The following is a 16821-nucleotide window of genomic DNA, read 5'->3' as shown; positions in this document are numbered from 1 at the left end:
AGCCACCCATGCACAAGTCTCTGCTCAGCGCTTCCCTCTTCGCGCTTGCACTCGCCGCCCCTCTTGCCCACGCCCACGAGGCTGGCGACATTCTCGTACGCGCCGGTGCAATCACTGTTAACCCAAAGGCCGACAGCGGCAGCGTCAAGGTTGACCAGGGCCCACTGGCCGGTACCAACCTGGGTGGCAAGGCGACCATGAGCAGCGACACGCAACTGGGCCTCAACTTCGCCTACATGCTGACCAACCACGTTGGTATCGAACTGCTGGCCGCCACGCCGTTCGAGCATGACGTGAAGATCAAGAACACCGCCCTCGGCGCCGCCAATGGCAAGCTCGGTACCCTCAAGCATCTGCCGCCGACCCTGAGCGTCGTGTACTACCCGCTGGACAGCAAATCGGCGTTCCAACCGTACGTCGGTGCCGGTATCAACTACACCTGGATCTATGACGAACACGTCGGCAGCCGCGCCCAGGGCGAAGGTTTCAGCAACTTCAAGGCCGAGAACTCCTGGGGTTGGGCTGCGCAGATCGGCGCGGACTACATGATCAACGACAAGTGGATGATCAACGGCCAGGTGCGTTATATCGACATCAGCACCAAAGCCACCGTCGACAACAACGCCCTGGCGGCAGGCACGCGTGCCAAGGTCAATGTGGACGTGGATCCGATGGTCTACATGGTCGGTATTGGCTACAAGTTCTAAGCCCGGCTTAATAAACGCCACAAAACAATGTGGGAGCGGGCTTGCTCGCGATGGCAGAGTGTCAGTCACCAGATGTATTGACTGATTCACCGTCATCGCGAGCAAGCCCGCTCCCACATTTTGTTGTTATGCGGCGGTCCCGTCAGTTATGCCGGTAGAAGCGATCGAGCAACGCCGGCAGCCCCGCACGCCACGCCCGTGGCTTGATGCCAAACGTATGCAGGATCTTTTTGCAGGCCAACACCGCATGTTGCGGTTCGTCGGCAGCATCCGGCCGTGCGGCATGGGCTTGGGCTGTCGGCGATTCGACGGCCAGCGCATGGAAATTGCGCGCCTCGGTAAGGATCGCCTGGCCCAGGGCCACAGGGGTAGTCGCCTCTTGCCCGGCGTAGTGGTAGGTGCCCCACAACGGCGCCGCACAATCGAGTTGCTTGAGCACTGAAATGATTACGCGCGCCGCATCGTCAACCGGTGTCGGGTTGCCGCGTCGATCGTCGGCCAGCAACAACTCCTCGGGTTTCTCGGCACGCGCCAGGAAACGTCCGAGCGTGCCGTCAGCGCTGTCATCGAGCAACCAGCCAAAGCGCAGCAGCACATGTTGCGGGCAGGTGGCGCGCACACTCTGCTCAATGCGCCATAGCGCCTGGCCACGCAGGCCCAAGGGCACCGGTTCGTCTTTTTCGCTGTAGGCCGTGGCGCGCGAGCCATCGAACACCCGGTAGCTGGACGGTTGCAGCAGTGTGATGTTGTGGTGCTGGCACAATTCCGCCAAGCGCTCGACGGCCGATTCCTGCCCGGCCAGTCGCGCCTCGTTTACGCTCTCGGCCTGGAACCAGTCGAAATAGTAGGCGAGGTTGATCAAGGCGTCGGGACGGGTGTCGTCGAGCAATTGGGTAAGGCTGGCGGCATCCCAGCCGTCTTGGGGCGGGCGCGGGGCGAGGAAGCCGATGTCTTCTTCCGCACCGAGGCGAATCAGCGCCTGCCCGAGGGCATTCCCGCCGCCCAGTAACATAAGGCGCATTCGCATAGATTGAGCAGGCCCGGTCTGTTTGGAACGATGGCTATTATCGACAGGCGGTCAGGCCGTGCCGTTGGTATTTGCCAGAATCGTTGCATTTTGCGGGTTTGTAGCGCAACCGTCACTTACTAAGTGCCTTTGCATTGCGTGCTCCAATCATCGGGCCTGAATAATGCTCAACCGTTCGCCCACGATCCAGTCCAGCAGGATCAAGGTATAGGCCCGCTGGGATATCATCATCGCGGGCAAGCCCGCTCCTACATTGGTTGTGTGGCGTGTCCGGGACTCAGGCCGGGGCCTTCACCCCGAAGCGGTTGCGGTAATCGCTGGGCGCAAGGCCGGTGATTTTCCTGAAAGTCGCACGAAAGGCGCTCGGGTCCTGATAGCCCACGGTCCAGGCAATCTGATCAATGGTGGTGTTGGTGAACTCCAGCATCTGCCGCGCCTTGCCAACCCTCAGGTGCTGGCAATACTCGGTGGGTTTCAGCCCGGTGGCATTGCGAAAACGCCGCAGGAAGGTGCGCTCTTCCAGACAGGCTACCTGCGCCATCGCCGCGAGAGAGACATCCACCGCGCCGCTGGCCTGCAAGGCGTGCTGGACCTTGAGGATTGCCCCGTCGCCATGGCTCAGGATCGGCGCAAAGTTGCTGCCGCACTGACTCGCGCTGTCACTGTGCTCAATCACCAGGAAGCGCGCGGTGCCAGCGGCGATGCTCGGGCCCATGAGGCGGTCGACCAGGCGCAGACCCAGTTCGGACCAGGCCATCAGCCCGGCGCTGGTGATCAGGTCGCCATCATCGACGATAGGCTTGTCAGCCTCCAGGCGCACCGCCGGGAAACGACGGGCAAATGAGTCGGCCGACGACCAGTGGGTCGTCGCGCTGCGCCCATCGAGCAAGCCACTGCGCGCCAACATGATCGAACCGATGCACACGCCGCCCAGCACGGTGCCAGCCGCATGTTGCTGGCGCAGCCATTGCAATAGCTTGGGCGGTGCCTGTTCTTCGCAAAACTCGCCAATCGACGGCGGCACCAGCACCGCCATCAACGGTTGATCGGGGCCTGGCAGGCTGTCGAATGCCCGAATGGGAGTACCATCGCCAGCAACCTGCCAATGGCTGATACGCAACAACGGCAACTGCTCAGTCTGATGTTCGGCGGCAATGCGATTGGCGACCCCAAACAGGTCGGTCAAGCCGTGTACAGCCGCCATCTGCGCGCCGCTGTAAATCAGTACGCCAAGCTCGACGATCGAGCGTTCCAGAGCCATTGTCAGTTTTCCCCCTGTTATTGTCGGTGCGGCCAATCCCCGAGCCACATGCCAGCCACGATACTGGACGCATCAACCCATCACGAGAAAAACCCCATGGCCAAGCAAGCACTTATCCTAATTGATATCCAGAACGACTACTTCCCCCAGGGCAAATGGCCACTGGCTGGTGTCGAGGCTGCCGCCGACAAGGCACAACAACTGCTCCAGGTATTTCGCCAGGCCGGTGATGCGATAATCCACGTGCGCCATGAGTTCACCTCTGACGAGGCGCCCTTTTTCACCCCAGGCTCCGAAGGCGCGCACTTGCACCCCAAGGTACTGAACGAAAACGACGAGCCAGTGGTGCTCAAGCATTTTGTAAATGCGTTTCGCCAAACCAACCTGCGCGAGTTGCTGGAACAGCGCAGCATCACCGACCTGGTAGTCGTGGGCAGCATGAGCCACATGTGCATCGACGCCGTGGTACGGGCAGCAGCGGACCTTGGCTACACCGTTACAGTGATCCACGATGCCTGCGCCACCCGTGACCTGGAGTTCAATGGCAAGACCATCCCGGCGGCCCAGGTGCATGACGCGTATATGGCGTCGCTGGCATTTGGCTATGCGAGCGTGGTCTCGGCCGATGAGTTTCTGCAGGCATAAACAGGTGGCAGTCTGACTGCCACCTGTTGGCATGGAAAGTTAGCGCGTGGCGATGATGAACAGGCGCGGAAAAGGCAGCAACACCGTGCCATCTGCCAAGGCCGGATAGGCCTTGGTGATTAGCCCCAGGTAGGTATCGAGGAAGGCACTTCTCTCGGCGTCATCCAGGGGAGCCAGGAAAGGCCGCAACCCCGTGCCCTTGAACCACTCGACCACGGCGCCATGATCGCTGAGCGGGTGTTGATAGATGGTGTGCCACACATCCACGGTGCTGCAATGTGTGCTCAGCAGTTCGTAGTAGTAGCTCGCCGAGTGGCGCGCGTTGTGTTTGACCGCACCGATCTTGCCCGCCCACGGCCCTTGCGCCGCCACCTCACGGGCCAGGCGGTGAGCGGGCTCGTCAAGGTTGTCCGGGGTCTGCACCGCCAGCGTGCCACCGGGCGTCAACTGGTCCACCAGGTGCGGATAGAGCGTGGCGTGGTCCGGTAGCCATTGCAGCGAGGCGTTGGCAAGAATCACGTCGAATTTTTGCGCCGGGTTCCAGGCGCCGATGTCGGCCAATTCAAAGTTGAGCGCCGGCAGCCGTTCACGGGCGCTGACCAGCATGTCATCGGAACTGTCCAGGCCGGTGACCTGCGCCTGGGGAAAACGCCCGGCCAGCACCTCGGTGGAGTTACCCGGACCACACCCCAGGTCAACTGCAGTGCGCACATCGCCCGCTGGAATGGCAGCCACCAGGTCTCGAACGGGACGGGTGCGCTGTTGCTCAAACATCGAGTACTGCTGGGCAGACCAGGTCATCGGGGTTTCCTTCTTCGGCACGGGAATGAGCTATAGCCTAAATCTTGTGGCCCAGGAGAACAAACGCCAGAACCTGGGACATTTCGTACGCAAAAACAAGAAACCCCCGAGGCCAGGCCTGCGGGGGTTTTAGTACTGCTTGACTGCCTAGAAGGCCTTAGAACGGAATATCGTCATCAAAACTGTCGAAGTCAGCGGCTGGCTGCGGTGCGGCCTGCTGTGGTGCTGGGCGCGACTCACGCTGTGGCTGCTGGCTTGGCTGTGGACGCGACTGCTGTGGACGCGGTGCCGAGTTGGACATGCCGCCCTGGCCCTGTTGGTCGCCCTGTGGACGGCCGCCCAGCAGTTGCATGGTGCCTTGCATGTCGACCACGATTTCGGTGGTGTAACGCTTGATGCCGTCTTTTTCCCACTCGCGGGTTTGCAGCTTACCTTCGATGTAGACCTGCGAACCTTTGCGCAGGTACTCACCGGCGATCTCTGCAACCTTGCCGAACATCGACACACGGTGCCATTCGGTTTTCTCGACCTTCTGGCCGGTCTGCTTGTCGGTCCACTGTTCGCTGGTCGCCAGACTCAGGTTGGTCACGGCATTACCGTTAGGCAAGTAGCGAACTTCGGGATCCTGGCCGCAAGTACCGACCAATATGACTTTGTTAACCCCACGGGCCATAACGTTCTCCTAGGCTGGGCGCGCTGTCGGCACTGGGTTGACCAGTTGCTCAAGCGTCGCGCGATCCAATAGTTCGGTGTCCAATTTGATGTAAATGGCCGCCTCTTCAGCGACCACGACTGCATCCGTTACCCCTACGACCGCCTTCAGGCGCTCTACCAGACCGCTTTCACGGATCGCCTCGGGCGATAGCGGCAAACGCAGGCTTGTGACGTAGGGAGGTTCGCGCATGGTAACAGCAAAGAGCAGCCAAAGTGCAGCCAGCCCGGCGCATCCGAGGAACACAACCGACAAACCGCCATGCTGGAACATCCAGCCGCCCATGATGCCGCCCAGCGCCGAACCGAGGAACTGGCTGGTGGAATAAACCCCCATTGCCGTGCCCTTGCCACCTGCCGGCGAAACCTTACTGATCAGCGAAGGCAGTGAGGCCTCCAGCAGGTTGAACGCGGTGAAAAACACCACCGTCCCAATGACCAGTGCCCGTAGGCTGTCGCCGAACTGCCAGAAGAATAGTTCAGTGAGCATCAATGTCGCGACGGCGCCGAGCAAAACTCGTTTCATTTTGCGTTTCTTCTCGCCGTAGATGATGAACGGGATCATGGCGAAGAATGAAATCAACAACGCGGTGAGGTAGACCCACCAGTGCTCTTCCTTGGGCAAGCCGGCTTTTTCCACCAGGGCCAGGGGCAAGGCGACGAAGCTGCACATCAGCATCGCGTGCAATACAAAGATACCTAAATCCAGGCGCAGCAGGTCCGGGTGCTTGAGCGTCGGCAGCAGCGCTTGTTTGGCCACGCCCGACTCACGGTGCTGCAGCGGCCCGGTGGAGCGCGGCACCATAAAGGCCACGATCACAATACCGAACAACGCCATGCCACCGGTGGCCAGGAACAGGCCGTGCAGGCCGAACGCACGGGTCAGCAGCGGGCCAACCACCATCGCAACGGCAAACGACAGGCCGATGGTCATGCCGATCATGGCCATGGCCTTGGTGCGATGCTGTTCGCGAGTCAGGTCTGACAACAGCGCCATCACTGCCGCGGAAATTGCACCCGCGCCTTGCAGGATGCGCCCGGCGATCACGCCCCAGATCGAATCGGCATTGGCCGCCAGCACGCTGCCCAGGGCGAAGATGATCAACCCCAGGTAGATCACCGGCCGGCGGCCAATGCGGTCGGAAATGATCCCGAACGGAATCTGGAAAAGTGCCTGGGTCAGGCCGTAGGCGCCAATCGCCAGGCCGATCAGGGCTGGGGTCGCGCCGGCGAGGTCCATGCCATAGGTCGCCAGCACCGGCAACACCATGAACATGCCCAGCATACGGAAGGCGAACACCAGTGCCAGACCGCTTGCCGCTCGGGTCTCGCCGCTACTCATGCGTTCGCTGTGGGGATCGTGCATGGAAAAACCTCGTGTGAACCGGCGGCGATTCTACCAGTCCCATCGATTGAGAGGGTATATGCGGCGCTTTGCCGCGCAGCTTTCATCCAAGCCTGAAATGGGCAAATCGACAGTGTATATTCATCCAGTCTTTAGCCGTATACTCCTGCATTATTTATACGCCCGCCGTACGAGGCCATCTTGGACAAGATCCTGATTCGTGGGGCTAGAACCCACAACCTGAAGAACATCGACCTGACCCTGCCCCGGGACAAACTGATTGTCATCACCGGTTTGTCCGGGTCTGGCAAGTCGTCGCTGGCGTTCGATACGCTGTATGCCGAAGGCCAGCGTCGTTATGTGGAGTCGCTGTCGGCCTACGCCCGGCAGTTCCTGTCGATGATGGAAAAGCCTGATGTCGACACCATTGAAGGCCTGTCGCCAGCCATTTCCATCGAACAGAAATCGACCTCCCACAACCCGCGCTCCACCGTGGGCACCATCACCGAAATCTACGACTACCTGCGCCTGCTGTACGCACGCGTCGGTATTCCGCGCTGCCCGGATCACGATATCCCGCTGGAAGCCCAGACCGTCAGCCAGATGGTCGACCTGGTACTGGCCCAGCCGGAAGGCGCCAAGCTGATGCTGCTGGCGCCGGTGATCCGCGAGCGCAAGGGCGAACACCTGTCGGTCTTCGAAGAACTGCGCGCCCAGGGTTTTGTCCGCGCCAGGATCAACGGCAAGCTGTATGAGCTGGACGAAGCGCCGAAACTGGATAAACAGAAGAAGCACACCATTGATGTGGTGGTCGACCGCTTCAAGGTGCGTGCCGACCTGCAGCAACGTCTGGCGGAGTCGTTCGAGACCGCGCTGAAGCTGGCGGACGGTATCGCCCTGGTCGCACCGATGGACGACGAGCCCGGCGAAGAAATCATCTTTTCCGCACGCTTCGCCTGCCCGATCTGCGGCCACGCCATCAGCGAACTGGAACCCAAGCTGTTCTCTTTCAACAATCCGGCCGGCGCCTGCCCGACCTGTGATGGGTTGGGGGTCAAGCAGTTCTTCGACATCAAGCGCCTGGTCAATGGCGACCTGACGCTGGCGGAGGGCGCCATACGCGGCTGGGACCGGCGCAATGTCTACTACTTCCAGATGCTCGGGTCGCTAGCCGCCCACTATAAATTCAGCCTGGAAGTACCGTTCAACGAGCTGCCCGCAGAGCAACAGAAAGTCATCCTGCATGGCAGCGGCTCGCAGAACGTCGACTTCAAATACCTGAATGACCGTGGCGATATCGTCAAGCGCTCCCACCCATTCGAAGGCATCGTGCCCAACCTGGAACGTCGCTACCGGGAAACCGAATCGGCCAGCGTACGCGAAGAACTGGCCAAGTTCCTCAGCACCCAGCCCTGCCCTGATTGCCGTGGCACCCGCTTGCGTCGCGAGGCTCGCCACGTATGGGTCGGCGAGAAGACCCTGCCAGCAGTGACCAACCTGCCCATCGGCGACGCCTGCGAGTACTTTGGCGTACTGAAGTTGACCGGGCGTCGCGGCGAGATTGCCGACAAGATCCTCAAGGAAATCCGCGAGCGCCTGCAGTTCCTGGTCAACGTGGGCCTGGACTATCTGTCCCTGGATCGCAGCGCCGACACCCTGTCCGGCGGCGAAGCCCAGCGCATTCGCCTGGCCAGCCAGATTGGCGCCGGCCTGGTGGGCGTGCTGTACATCCTGGACGAGCCCTCAATCGGCCTGCACCAGCGTGACAACGATCGCCTGCTGGGCACGCTCAAGCACCTGCGTGATATCGGTAACACGGTGATCGTGGTCGAGCACGATGAGGATGCCATTCGCCTGGCGGACTATGTGGTCGATATCGGCCCCGGTGCCGGCGTGCATGGCGGACATATTGTTGCCCAAGGCACACCGGCCGAAGTCATGGCACACCCGGACTCGCTCACCGGTAAATACTTGTCTGGCCGAGTGAAAATCGAAGTACCGGCCAAACGTACACCGCGCAACAAAAAACAGGCGTTGCACCTCAAGGGCGCGCGCGGCAACAACCTGCGCAATGTCGACCTGGAAATCCCCCTGGGCCTGCTGACATGCGTGACCGGCGTCTCCGGCTCGGGCAAGTCGACGCTGATCAACAACACCTTGTTCCCCCTCAGCGCCACCGCGCTGAACGGTGCCACCACCCTGGAAGCTGCCGCGCATGACAGCATCAAGGGCCTGGAGCTCCTGGACAAGGTGGTGGATATCGACCAGAGCCCGATTGGCCGCACCCCCCGCTCCAACCCCGCGACCTATACCGGGCTGTTCACGCCGATTCGCGAACTGTTCGCCGGTGTGCCGGAGTCCCGTTCCCGTGGTTATGGCCCTGGGCGCTTCTCCTTCAACGTCAAGGGTGGGCGCTGCGAAGCGTGCCAGGGCGACGGCTTGATCAAGGTCGAGATGCACTTCCTGCCGGACATCTACGTACCTTGCGACGTGTGCAAGAGCAAGCGCTACAACCGCGAGACCCTGGAGATCAAGTACAAGGGCAAGAACATCCATGAAACCCTTGAGATGACGATCGAGGAAGCGCGGGTGTTCTTTGACGCAGTGCCGGCCCTGGCACGCAAGCTTCAGACCCTGATGGACGTGGGCTTGTCGTATATCAAGCTGGGGCAGTCGGCGACCACGCTGTCTGGTGGCGAAGCGCAGCGGGTCAAGCTGTCTCGTGAACTGTCCAAGCGCGATACCGGCAAGACCCTGTACATCCTTGACGAGCCAACCACTGGGCTGCACTTTGCGGATATCCAGCAGTTGCTCGACGTACTGCACCGTTTACGTGACCACGGCAACACCGTGGTGGTGATTGAACACAACCTGGACGTGATCAAGACAGCCGACTGGCTGGTGGACCTTGGGCCGGAAGGCGGTTCCAAGGGTGGGCAGATAATTGCGGTGGGCACGCCGGAGCAAGTTTCCGAAATGCCACAATCCCATACTGGCTACTATCTGAAGCCGCTGCTGGCGCGCGACCGGGCCTGATTGTTCGGCCCAACAAAAAGCCCCTGTCACCATATCGGTGACAGGGGCTTTTTTATAACCGGTGGAATCAGAACTGCGATTGCAGGTAGTTTTCCAGGCCGATCAACTTGATCAGGCCCAACTGCTTTTCCAGCCAGTAGGTGTGATCTTCTTCAGTATCGTTCAACTGTACGCGCAGGATTTCCCGGGTCACGTAGTCGTTGTGCTTCTCGCAAAGCTCAATGCCCTTGCACAGTGCGGCGCGGACTTTGTACTCCAGGCGCAAGTCGCTGGCGAGCATCTCAGGCACTGTGGTGCCGGTATCCAGGTCGTCAGGACGCATGCGCGGCGTGCCTTCGAGCATCAGGATACGACGCATCAGCGCGTCGGCGTGCTGTGCCTCTTCTTCCATTTCGTGGTTGATACGCTCGTAGAGCTCAGTAAAGCCCCAGTCTTCGTACATACGCGAGTGAATGAAATATTGGTCACGAGCTGCCAGTTCGCCCGTCAGCAACGTGTTGAGGTAATCGATTACGTCGGGGTGACCTTGCATCGCCCTACATCTCCCTGCTTGAAAGACCCTAGTTTGAACCATGCAGACCTGCAGGTCACGGGACGAACGGCAGAAAAGTGAAGATTTCCGGAGAAAAGTAGCTGAAATAACGCAAAAACCGCCCAAATGAGGGCGGTTCTGCTTATCACTTAGAGTTAGTTAATCGATACACCCAGCGCAGTTGCGATTCCTTCTCCATAAGCCGGATCTGCCTTGAAGAAGTGTTGCAGCTGACGTTGAACCACATCACTGGAAACACCCGCCATCGCGCCGGCGATGTTGTTGATCAACAGCGTTTTTTGCTCAGCATTCATCAAGCGGAACAGCGCACCGGCGTGGCTGTAGTAATCAGTATCCTCGCGGTGATCATAACGATCCGCTGCACCGCTCAGAGCCAGGGCAGGCTCTGCGTACTGTGGAGCTTGTTTTGGTGCATCGGCGTAGCTGTTTGGCTCGTAGTTGGGAGCCGCGCCACCGTTGCTGCCAAACGCCATGGAGCCATCACGCTGGTAGTTGTGGACCGGACTGCGCGAAGCATTCACCGGCAGGTGCTGATGGTTGGTGCCAATACGGTAGCGGTGCGCATCGGCGTAAGCGAACACACGGCCCTGGAGCATGCGGTCCGGCGACAAACCGACACCCGGCACCATATTGCTTGGACCGAACGCTGCCTGCTCCACTTCGGCGAAGTAGTTCAGCGGGTTGCGGTTCAATTCCAACTCACCCACCTCAATCAGCGGAAACTCTTTCTGCGACCAGGTTTTGGTCACATCGAAGGGATTCTCGTAGTGAGCATTGGCCTGGGCCTCAGTCATGATCTGGATGCACACACGCCATTTAGGGAAATCTCCGCGCTCAATGGCCTCAAACAGGTCGCGCTGGGCGTAATCCGGATCGGTACCGGCCAGGCGGGCTGCATCGGCAGGCGCGAGGTTCTTGATACCCTGCTTGGTCTTGTAGTGCCACTTCACCCAGTGACGCTCGCCATTGGCGCTGATCAGGCTGTAGGTGTGGCTGCCAAAACCATGCATGTGACGGTAGCCGTCCGGGATGCCGCGGTCCGAGAACAGGATGGTGACCTGGTGCAGCGCCTCGGGCGAATGCGACCAGAAGTCCCACATCATCTGTGCACTTTTCAGGTTGCTTTGCGGCAGGCGTTTTTGAGTGTGGATAAAGTCCGGGAATTTCAGCGGGTCACGGATGAAGAATATCGGGGTGTTGTTGCCCACGATGTCCCAGTTACCTTCTTCGGTATAGAACTTGAGTGCGAAGCCACGTGGATCGCGCTCGGTATCTGCCGAGCCGCGCTCGCCACCGACTGTAGAGAAACGCAGGAAGGTCGGCGTCTGCTTACCAACAGCTTCAAACAGTTTGGCGCTGGTGTATTGGGTAATGTCTTTGGTAACCGTGAACGTGCCATACGCTCCCGAGCCTTTGGCGTGTACACGTCGCTCTGGGATGTTTTCACGGTTGAAGTGGGCCAGCTTCTCGATCAGGTGAAAGTCGTCGAGCAGCAACGGGCCACGCGGGCCGGCGGAACGGGAATTCTGGTTGTCAGCAACGGGAGCGCCACTGGCGGTCGTAAGGGTTTTATTCTGGCTCATGCTCAATCTCCTCAGGTCAGTCTTGGAACTGCCGGCTAATCGGCTTAGAGGGAGTATTGACCATCAGCATGACGTCTACAAATTCATATAATTGTCGGCATCAATAGAAAAAAACTACCGTCACCTCCCTCTCCATAGCACCAGTATCAAGATTGAGGAGCGCTGCTTAAATAGGATTTGTCTTACTTCAAAAACAAAAAACCGGGCACTAGGCCCGGTTTTTCGTTGCAGACTGTCGTCTTACTCGGCGGATACAGCTTCGCCAGCAGTAGCACGATCAACCAACTCGACGTACGCCATAGGCGCGTTGTCGCCAGTGCGGAAACCGCACTTGAGGATGCGCAGGTAGCCACCCTCACGGGTAGCGTAGCGCTTGCCCAGGTCGTTGAAGAGCTTACCAACGATAGCTTTCGAACGAGTACGGTCGAAAGCCAGACGGCGGTTAGCCAGGCTGTCTGTCTTGGCCAAAGTGATCAGCGGCTCAGCAACGCGACGCAGTTCTTTGGCTTTCGGCAGTGTAGTTTTGATCAGCTCGTGCTCGAACAGCGACACCGCCATGTTTTGAAACATGGCCTTGCGGTGCGAGCTGGTACGGCTCAGGTGACGACCACTTTTACGATGACGCATGGTTCATTCCTTACCAAACTCACGTTCGGTGATTACGACGATCAGGCAGTCGCCTTGTCGTCCTTCTTAAGACTTGCAGGCGGCCAGTTGTCGAGGCGCATGCCGAGGGACAGACCGCGGGAGGCCAGAACGTCCTTGATTTCAGTCAAGGATTTCTTGCCCAGGTTCGGAGTCTTCAACAGTTCTACTTCGGTGCGCTGGATCAGGTCACCGATGTAGTAAATGTTTTCCGCCTTAAGGCAGTTAGCCGAACGTACAGTCAGTTCCAGATCGTCAACCGGGCGAAGCAGGATCGGATCGATCTCGTCTTCCTGCTCGATTACCACTGGTTCGCTGTCACCTTTGAGGTCGACGAACGCAGCCAACTGCTGTTGCAGGATGGTTGCAGCGCGGCGAATAGCCTCTTCAGGATCCAGAGTACCGTTGGTTTCCAGATCAATAACCAGCTTGTCCAGGTTAGTACGCTGCTCGACACGGGCGTTTTCCACCACGTATGCGATGCGGCGAACCGGGCTGAACGAAGAGTCAAGCTGCAAGCGACCAATGCTGCGGCTTTCGTCTTCATCGCTCTGACGCGAGTCGGCCGGTTCATAACCACGACCACGAGCTACAGTGAGCTTCATGTTCAGGGCGCCGTTAGACGCCAGGTTAGCGATTACGTGATCGGGGTTAACGATCTCGACATCATGATCCAGCTGAATATCGGCAGCGGTAACCACCCCCGAACCCTTCTTCGACAAGGTCAGCGTAACTTCGTCACGGCCGTGCAGCTTGATAGCCAGACCTTTAAGGTTCAACAGGATTTCAATTACGTCTTCCTGTACACCTTCGATGGCGCTGTACTCGTGGAGCACACCGTCAATCTCGGCCTCGACTACTGCACAGCCGGGCATTGAGGACAACAGGATGCGGCGCAGCGCGTTGCCCAGGGTGTGGCCAAAACCACGCTCGAGAGGCTCGAGAGTGATCTTGGCGCGGGTTGGACTGACAACCTGCACATCAATATGGCGGGGTGTCAGGAACTCATTTACCGAAATCTGCATGGATGCACCTATTTTCTAGCCCTTACTTGGAGTAGAGCTCGACAATCAGGCTTTCGTTGATGTCGGCGGACAGATCACTGCGAGCAGGAACGTTCTTGAAAACGCCCGACTTCTTCTCAGTGTCTACTTCTACCCATTCTACGCGGCCACGTTGGGCACACAGATCGAGAGCTTGGACAATGCGAAGCTGGTTTTTTGCTTTCTCGCGAATCGCGACAACGTCACCAGCACGAACCTGGTAGGACGGAACGTTAACGGTTTGGCCGTTTACGCTGACGGATTTGTGCGATACCAGCTGACGGGATTCGGCACGAGTCGAACCAAAGCCCATACGGTATACAACGTTGTCCAGACGGCATTCGAGCAGTTGCAGCAGGTTTTCACCGGTTGCACCTTTCTTGCCAGCAGCTTCTTTGTAGTAGCCGCTGAACTGACGCTCGAGAACGCCGTAGATACGACGGACCTTCTGCTTTTCACGCAGTTGGGTGCCGTAGTCGGACTGGCGACCGCGGCGTTGGCCGTGGATACCAGGTGCTGCTTCAATGTTGCACTTCGATTCGATCGCGCGCACGCCGCTCTTCAGAAAGAGATCGGTGCCTTCGCGACGAGCGAGTTTGCATTTTGGACCAATGTAACGAGCCATTCTTTACAATCTCCTGGATTACACGCGGCGCTTCTTCGGCGGACGGCACCCGTTGTGCGGGATTGGCGTCACGTCGGTGATGCTGGCGATCTTATAGCCACAGCCGTTCAAAGCACGGACAGCAGACTCACGACCTGGACCTGGACCCTTGACGTTAACGTCGAGGTTTTTCAGGCCATATTCCAGCGCAGCTTGACCAGCACGTTCAGCAGCTACTTGAGCAGCGAACGGGGTGGACTTGCGGGAACCGCGGAAACCCGAACCACCGGAGGTAGCCCAAGAAAGCGCGTTACCTTGACGGTCGGTGATGGTCACGATGGTGTTGTTAAAAGATGCATGGATGTGGGCGATGCCATCAACCACTGTCTTTTTAACTTTTTTACGAGGACGAGCAGCAGGTTTTGCCATGATAATTTTCCTGTCGATTCGCTGGGGCGATTACTTGCGGATCGGCTTACGCGGACCTTTACGGGTACGCGCGTTAGTCTTGGTACGCTGACCGCGTACTGGAAGACCACGACGATGACGCAGACCGCGATAGCAACCGAGGTCCATCAAACGCTTGATTTTCATGTTGATTTCGCGACGCAGGTCACCTTCAGTGGTGAACTTCGCCACTTCGCCACGCAGCAATTCAATCTGCTCGTCGCTCAGATCCTTGATCTTAGCGGCTGGGTTTACCCCAGCAACTGCGCAAATTTTCTGCGCAGTAGTGCGACCAACACCATAGATGTAGGTCAGCGAGATAACAGTGTGCTTGTTATCTGGAATGTTAACGCCTGCAATACGGGCCATTCAGTGGGACTCCAATTGACAGCTACCTACGCCCCGGAAGCCAAGAAATAGGGCGCGAGATAATATCGCTGTAATAACAAATAATCAACCCGGCAGCGCACTAGCTGCCGGGCTTCAAGCGGATCACACTCAGCCTTGGCGCTGTTTGTGACGCGGTTCCGCGCTGCAAATTACTCGAACAACACCTTCGCGGCGAATAATTTTGCAGTTACGGCACAGCTTTTTCACCGATGCACGAACTTTCATCACCAACTCCTCGAACCTTATGGGGTACTCAGCGCAACATGCCGCTGCCGTAGCCCTTCAGGTTGGCTTTCTTCATCAGGGATTCGTACTGGTGCGAAACGAGGTGCGATTGTACTTGGGACATGAAGTCCATCACAACCACGACGACGATCAGCAACGAGGTCCCGCCAAGGTAGAACGGAACGTTGGCTGCAACCACCAGAAACTGGGGTAGCAAGCACACGGCCGTCATATATAGAGCACCGAACAGGGTCAAACGAGTCAGAACGCCATCAATATAGCGCGCCGACTGCTCGCCTGGACGAATACCCGGAATAAAGGCACCGGACTTCTTCAGGTTTTCCGCTACGTCTTTCGGATTGAACATCAACGCCGTATAGAAGAAGCAGAAGAAAATAATCCCTGCACTAAACAGCAGAATATTCAACGGCTGACCAGGAGCGATCGACTGCGAGATGTCCTGCAACCAGCCCATACCTTCAGACTGACCGAACCAGGCACCCAACGAAGCCGGAAACAGCAAAATGCTGCTCGCGAAGATAGCAGGAATAACACCGGCCATATTCACTTTCAGCGGCAAGTGGCTGGTCTGCGCAGCAAAGACCTTGCGGCCCTGCTGACGCTTGGCGTAGTGAACAGCAATACGACGCTGGCCACGCTCAATGAACACCACAAAACCGATAATCGCTACTGCCAGCAAACCGATGGCAACCAAGGCGAAGATATTGATATCACCCTGACGTGCAGACTCGAAAGACTGCCCGATTGCCCTCGGAAGACCGGCGACGATACCTGCGAAAATCAACATCGAGATACCGTTGCCAACACCACGCTCAGTAATCTGCTCACCCAGCCACATCATGAACATCGCACCAGCCACAAATGTGGTTACCGCGACGAAATGGAAGCCAAAGTCACCAGTGAACGCTACGCCCTGCCCTGCCAGACCGATGGACATGCCAACAGCCTGGACGAGAGCAAGAACGACAGTGAGGTAGCGGGTGTACTGGCTAATCTTGCGACGACCAGCTTCACCTTCCTTCTTCAACTGCTCCAGCTGCGGGCTGACGGCGCTCATCAACTGCATGATGATCGATGCCGAAATGTACGGCATGATCCCCAGTGCAAAGATGCTCATCCGTTCCAGCGCGCCGCCGGAAAACATGTTGAACAAGCTAAGAATGGTCCCCTCATTCTGTCGAAACAGGTCTGCGAGTCGGTCCGGGTTGATACCTGGAACCGGGATGTGTGCGCCTATTCGGTAGACGATAATCGCCAGGAACAGAAAACGCAGACGAGCCCAAAGTTCAGACATACCGCCTTTGCCGAGCGCTGAGAGAGCACCTTGCTTAGCCATTTATTCCTCGAACTTGCCGCCAGCTGCTTCGATAGCCGAACGCGCACCTTTGGTGGCGCCGATTCCCTTGCCGATAGTGACAGCGCGAGTCACTTCACCGGACAGCATGATTTTCACACGCTGTACGTTGACGTTGATCACGTTGGCATCTTTCAGGGTCTGCAGAGTAACGATGTCGCCTTCCACTTTAGCCAGCTCGGACAAACGCACTTCTGCGCGATCCATGGCTTTCAGGGAAACGAAACCGAACTTCGGCAGGCGACGATGCAGCGGCTGTTGACCGCCTTCAAAGCCTGGAGCAATGGTGCCACCGGAGCGGGAGGTCTGACCTTTGTGGCCACGGCCACCAGTCTTACCCAAACCGCTACCGATACCACGGCCCGGACGATGCTTTTCGCGACGGGAACCCGGCGCTGGACTCAGATCATTGAGTTTCATCGA

Annotated in this window: 18 protein-coding genes; 3 read left to right on the top strand and 15 right to left on the bottom strand. The window is 58.3% G+C overall.

Going from position 1 to position 16821, the window contains the following annotated elements:
- Positions 1-8: 8 nt before the first annotated feature.
- On the top strand, positions 9-707 hold the full coding sequence (locus BFQ03_RS07360) for an OmpW/AlkL family protein (protein WP_029299417.1): 699 nt from the start codon (positions 9-11) through the stop codon (positions 705-707).
- Between the two features lie 142 nt (positions 708-849).
- Here the strand turns inward: BFQ03_RS07360 and BFQ03_RS07355 are convergent, their stop codons facing one another.
- Both BFQ03_RS07355 and BFQ03_RS07350 read right to left on the bottom strand, forming a co-directional pair.
- Positions 850-1734: a sugar nucleotide-binding protein gene (locus BFQ03_RS07355; protein WP_032861622.1), complete on the bottom strand. Its 885-nt coding sequence runs from the start codon at positions 1732-1734 to the stop codon at positions 850-852.
- Between the two features lie 277 nt (positions 1735-2011).
- Positions 2012-2995, bottom strand: a complete 984-nt coding sequence (locus BFQ03_RS07350) for a GlxA family transcriptional regulator (RefSeq protein WP_065942769.1) — start codon at positions 2993-2995, stop codon at positions 2012-2014.
- 96 nt (positions 2996-3091) lie between these two features.
- On the opposite strand from BFQ03_RS07350, the gene BFQ03_RS07345 reads away from it, so the two are divergent.
- A complete protein-coding gene (locus BFQ03_RS07345) occupies positions 3092-3640 on the top strand; it encodes a cysteine hydrolase family protein (protein WP_032861620.1) in 549 nt (182 codons plus the stop codon).
- A gap of 39 nt (positions 3641-3679) precedes the next feature.
- Here the strand turns inward: BFQ03_RS07345 and tam are convergent, their stop codons facing one another.
- The 3 genes from tam to BFQ03_RS07330 all read right to left on the bottom strand — a co-directional run bounded on the left by tam (position 3680) and on the right by BFQ03_RS07330 (position 6518).
- Complete coding sequence (tam, locus tag BFQ03_RS07340; RefSeq protein ID WP_065942768.1) at positions 3680-4441, bottom strand: trans-aconitate 2-methyltransferase; 762 nt, start codon at positions 4439-4441, stop codon at positions 3680-3682.
- Between the two features lie 157 nt (positions 4442-4598).
- On the bottom strand, positions 4599-5114 hold the full coding sequence (locus tag BFQ03_RS07335) for a single-stranded DNA-binding protein (protein ID WP_017849542.1): 516 nt from the start codon (positions 5112-5114) through the stop codon (positions 4599-4601).
- 9 nt (positions 5115-5123) lie between these two features.
- Positions 5124-6518 (bottom strand): MFS transporter, encoded by a 1395-nt coding sequence (locus BFQ03_RS07330; protein WP_032861616.1) that lies wholly within the window; start codon positions 6516-6518, stop codon positions 5124-5126.
- Between the two features lie 180 nt (positions 6519-6698).
- Here BFQ03_RS07330 and uvrA point away from each other — a divergent pair, with 180 nt between their 5' ends.
- Entirely contained in the window at positions 6699-9533 is a 2835-nt protein-coding gene (gene uvrA, locus BFQ03_RS07325) for an excinuclease ABC subunit UvrA (protein ID WP_029299403.1), read from the top strand.
- A 67-nt stretch (positions 9534-9600) separates the two neighbouring features.
- On the opposite strand, the gene bfr is transcribed toward uvrA, so the two are convergent.
- The 10 genes from bfr to rplO form a co-directional block, all read right to left on the bottom strand.
- Positions 9601-10065, bottom strand: a complete 465-nt coding sequence (bfr, locus tag BFQ03_RS07320) for a bacterioferritin (protein WP_029299402.1) — start codon at positions 10063-10065, stop codon at positions 9601-9603.
- A gap of 155 nt (positions 10066-10220) precedes the next feature.
- On the bottom strand, positions 10221-11669 hold the full coding sequence (locus BFQ03_RS07315) for a catalase (protein ID WP_032861614.1): 1449 nt from the start codon (positions 11667-11669) through the stop codon (positions 10221-10223).
- 240 nt (positions 11670-11909) lie between these two features.
- A complete protein-coding gene (rplQ, locus tag BFQ03_RS07310; RefSeq protein ID WP_007918448.1) occupies positions 11910-12296 on the bottom strand; it encodes a 50S ribosomal protein L17 in 387 nt (128 codons plus the stop codon).
- A 41-nt stretch (positions 12297-12337) separates the two neighbouring features.
- Positions 12338-13339, bottom strand: coding sequence for a DNA-directed RNA polymerase subunit alpha (gene rpoA / locus BFQ03_RS07305; RefSeq protein ID WP_003176403.1), 1002 nt, complete (start codon positions 13337-13339; stop codon positions 12338-12340).
- A gap of 22 nt (positions 13340-13361) precedes the next feature.
- Positions 13362-13982 (bottom strand): 30S ribosomal protein S4, encoded by a 621-nt coding sequence (gene rpsD, locus BFQ03_RS07300; protein WP_003210056.1) that lies wholly within the window; start codon positions 13980-13982, stop codon positions 13362-13364.
- An 18-nt stretch (positions 13983-14000) separates the two neighbouring features.
- On the bottom strand, positions 14001-14390 hold the full coding sequence (rpsK, locus tag BFQ03_RS07295) for a 30S ribosomal protein S11 (RefSeq protein ID WP_002555466.1): 390 nt from the start codon (positions 14388-14390) through the stop codon (positions 14001-14003).
- Positions 14391-14420: 30 nt separating this feature from the next.
- Positions 14421-14777 carry a 30S ribosomal protein S13 gene (rpsM, locus tag BFQ03_RS07290; protein WP_024077676.1) on the bottom strand — a complete coding sequence of 119 codons (357 nt, stop codon included), beginning with the start codon at positions 14775-14777 and terminating at the stop codon, positions 14421-14423.
- 129 nt (positions 14778-14906) lie between these two features.
- Positions 14907-15023: a 50S ribosomal protein L36 gene (gene rpmJ, locus BFQ03_RS28895; protein ID WP_002555468.1), complete on the bottom strand. Its 117-nt coding sequence runs from the start codon at positions 15021-15023 to the stop codon at positions 14907-14909.
- Between the two features lie 28 nt (positions 15024-15051).
- Positions 15052-16380: a preprotein translocase subunit SecY gene (secY, locus tag BFQ03_RS07285; protein ID WP_018612224.1), complete on the bottom strand. Its 1329-nt coding sequence runs from the start codon at positions 16378-16380 to the stop codon at positions 15052-15054.
- A complete protein-coding gene (gene rplO / locus BFQ03_RS07280) occupies positions 16381-16818 on the bottom strand; it encodes a 50S ribosomal protein L15 (RefSeq protein ID WP_016969471.1) in 438 nt (145 codons plus the stop codon).
- Positions 16819-16821 lie beyond the last annotated feature (3 nt).

The organism is Pseudomonas sp. 25 R 14 (assembly GCF_900004755.1).
Taxonomy (GTDB): Bacteria; Pseudomonadota; Gammaproteobacteria; order Pseudomonadales; family Pseudomonadaceae; genus Aquipseudomonas; species Aquipseudomonas brenneri.
This window is presented reverse-complemented; position numbering and strand designations above follow the sequence as displayed.

Excerpts from the sequence above, each read along its gene's own strand:
- BFQ03_RS07360 (WP_029299417.1), top strand. The coding sequence starts at position 9 with ATGCACAAGTCTCTGCTCAGCGCTTCCCTCTTCGCGCTTGCACTCGCC.
- BFQ03_RS07355 (WP_032861622.1), bottom strand. The coding sequence starts at position 1,734 with ATGCGAATGCGCCTTATGTTACTGGGCGGCGGGAATGCCCTCGGGCAG.
- BFQ03_RS07350 (WP_065942769.1), bottom strand. The coding sequence starts at position 2,995 with ATGGCTCTGGAACGCTCGATCGTCGAGCTTGGCGTACTGATTTACAGC.
- BFQ03_RS07345 (WP_032861620.1), top strand. The coding sequence starts at position 3,092 with ATGGCCAAGCAAGCACTTATCCTAATTGATATCCAGAACGACTACTTC.
- tam (WP_065942768.1), bottom strand. The coding sequence starts at position 4,441 with ATGACCTGGTCTGCCCAGCAGTACTCGATGTTTGAGCAACAGCGCACC.
- BFQ03_RS07335 (WP_017849542.1), bottom strand. The coding sequence starts at position 5,114 with ATGGCCCGTGGGGTTAACAAAGTCATATTGGTCGGTACTTGCGGCCAG.
- BFQ03_RS07330 (WP_032861616.1), bottom strand. The coding sequence starts at position 6,518 with ATGCACGATCCCCACAGCGAACGCATGAGTAGCGGCGAGACCCGAGCG.
- bfr (WP_029299402.1), bottom strand. The coding sequence starts at position 10,065 with ATGCAAGGTCACCCCGACGTAATCGATTACCTCAACACGTTGCTGACG.
- BFQ03_RS07315 (WP_032861614.1), bottom strand. The coding sequence starts at position 11,669 with ATGAGCCAGAATAAAACCCTTACGACCGCCAGTGGCGCTCCCGTTGCT.
- rplQ (WP_007918448.1), bottom strand. The coding sequence starts at position 12,296 with ATGCGTCATCGTAAAAGTGGTCGTCACCTGAGCCGTACCAGCTCGCAC.
- rpoA (WP_003176403.1), bottom strand. The coding sequence starts at position 13,339 with ATGCAGATTTCGGTAAATGAGTTCCTGACACCCCGCCATATTGATGTG.
- rpsD (WP_003210056.1), bottom strand. The coding sequence starts at position 13,982 with ATGGCTCGTTACATTGGTCCAAAATGCAAACTCGCTCGTCGCGAAGGC.
- rpsK (WP_002555466.1), bottom strand. The coding sequence starts at position 14,390 with ATGGCAAAACCTGCTGCTCGTCCTCGTAAAAAAGTTAAAAAGACAGTG.
- rpsM (WP_024077676.1), bottom strand. The coding sequence starts at position 14,777 with ATGGCCCGTATTGCAGGCGTTAACATTCCAGATAACAAGCACACTGTT.
- rpmJ (WP_002555468.1), bottom strand. The coding sequence starts at position 15,023 with ATGAAAGTTCGTGCATCGGTGAAAAAGCTGTGCCGTAACTGCAAAATT.
- secY (WP_018612224.1), bottom strand. The coding sequence starts at position 16,380 with ATGGCTAAGCAAGGTGCTCTCTCAGCGCTCGGCAAAGGCGGTATGTCT.
- rplO (WP_016969471.1), bottom strand. The coding sequence starts at position 16,818 with ATGAAACTCAATGATCTGAGTCCAGCGCCGGGTTCCCGTCGCGAAAAG.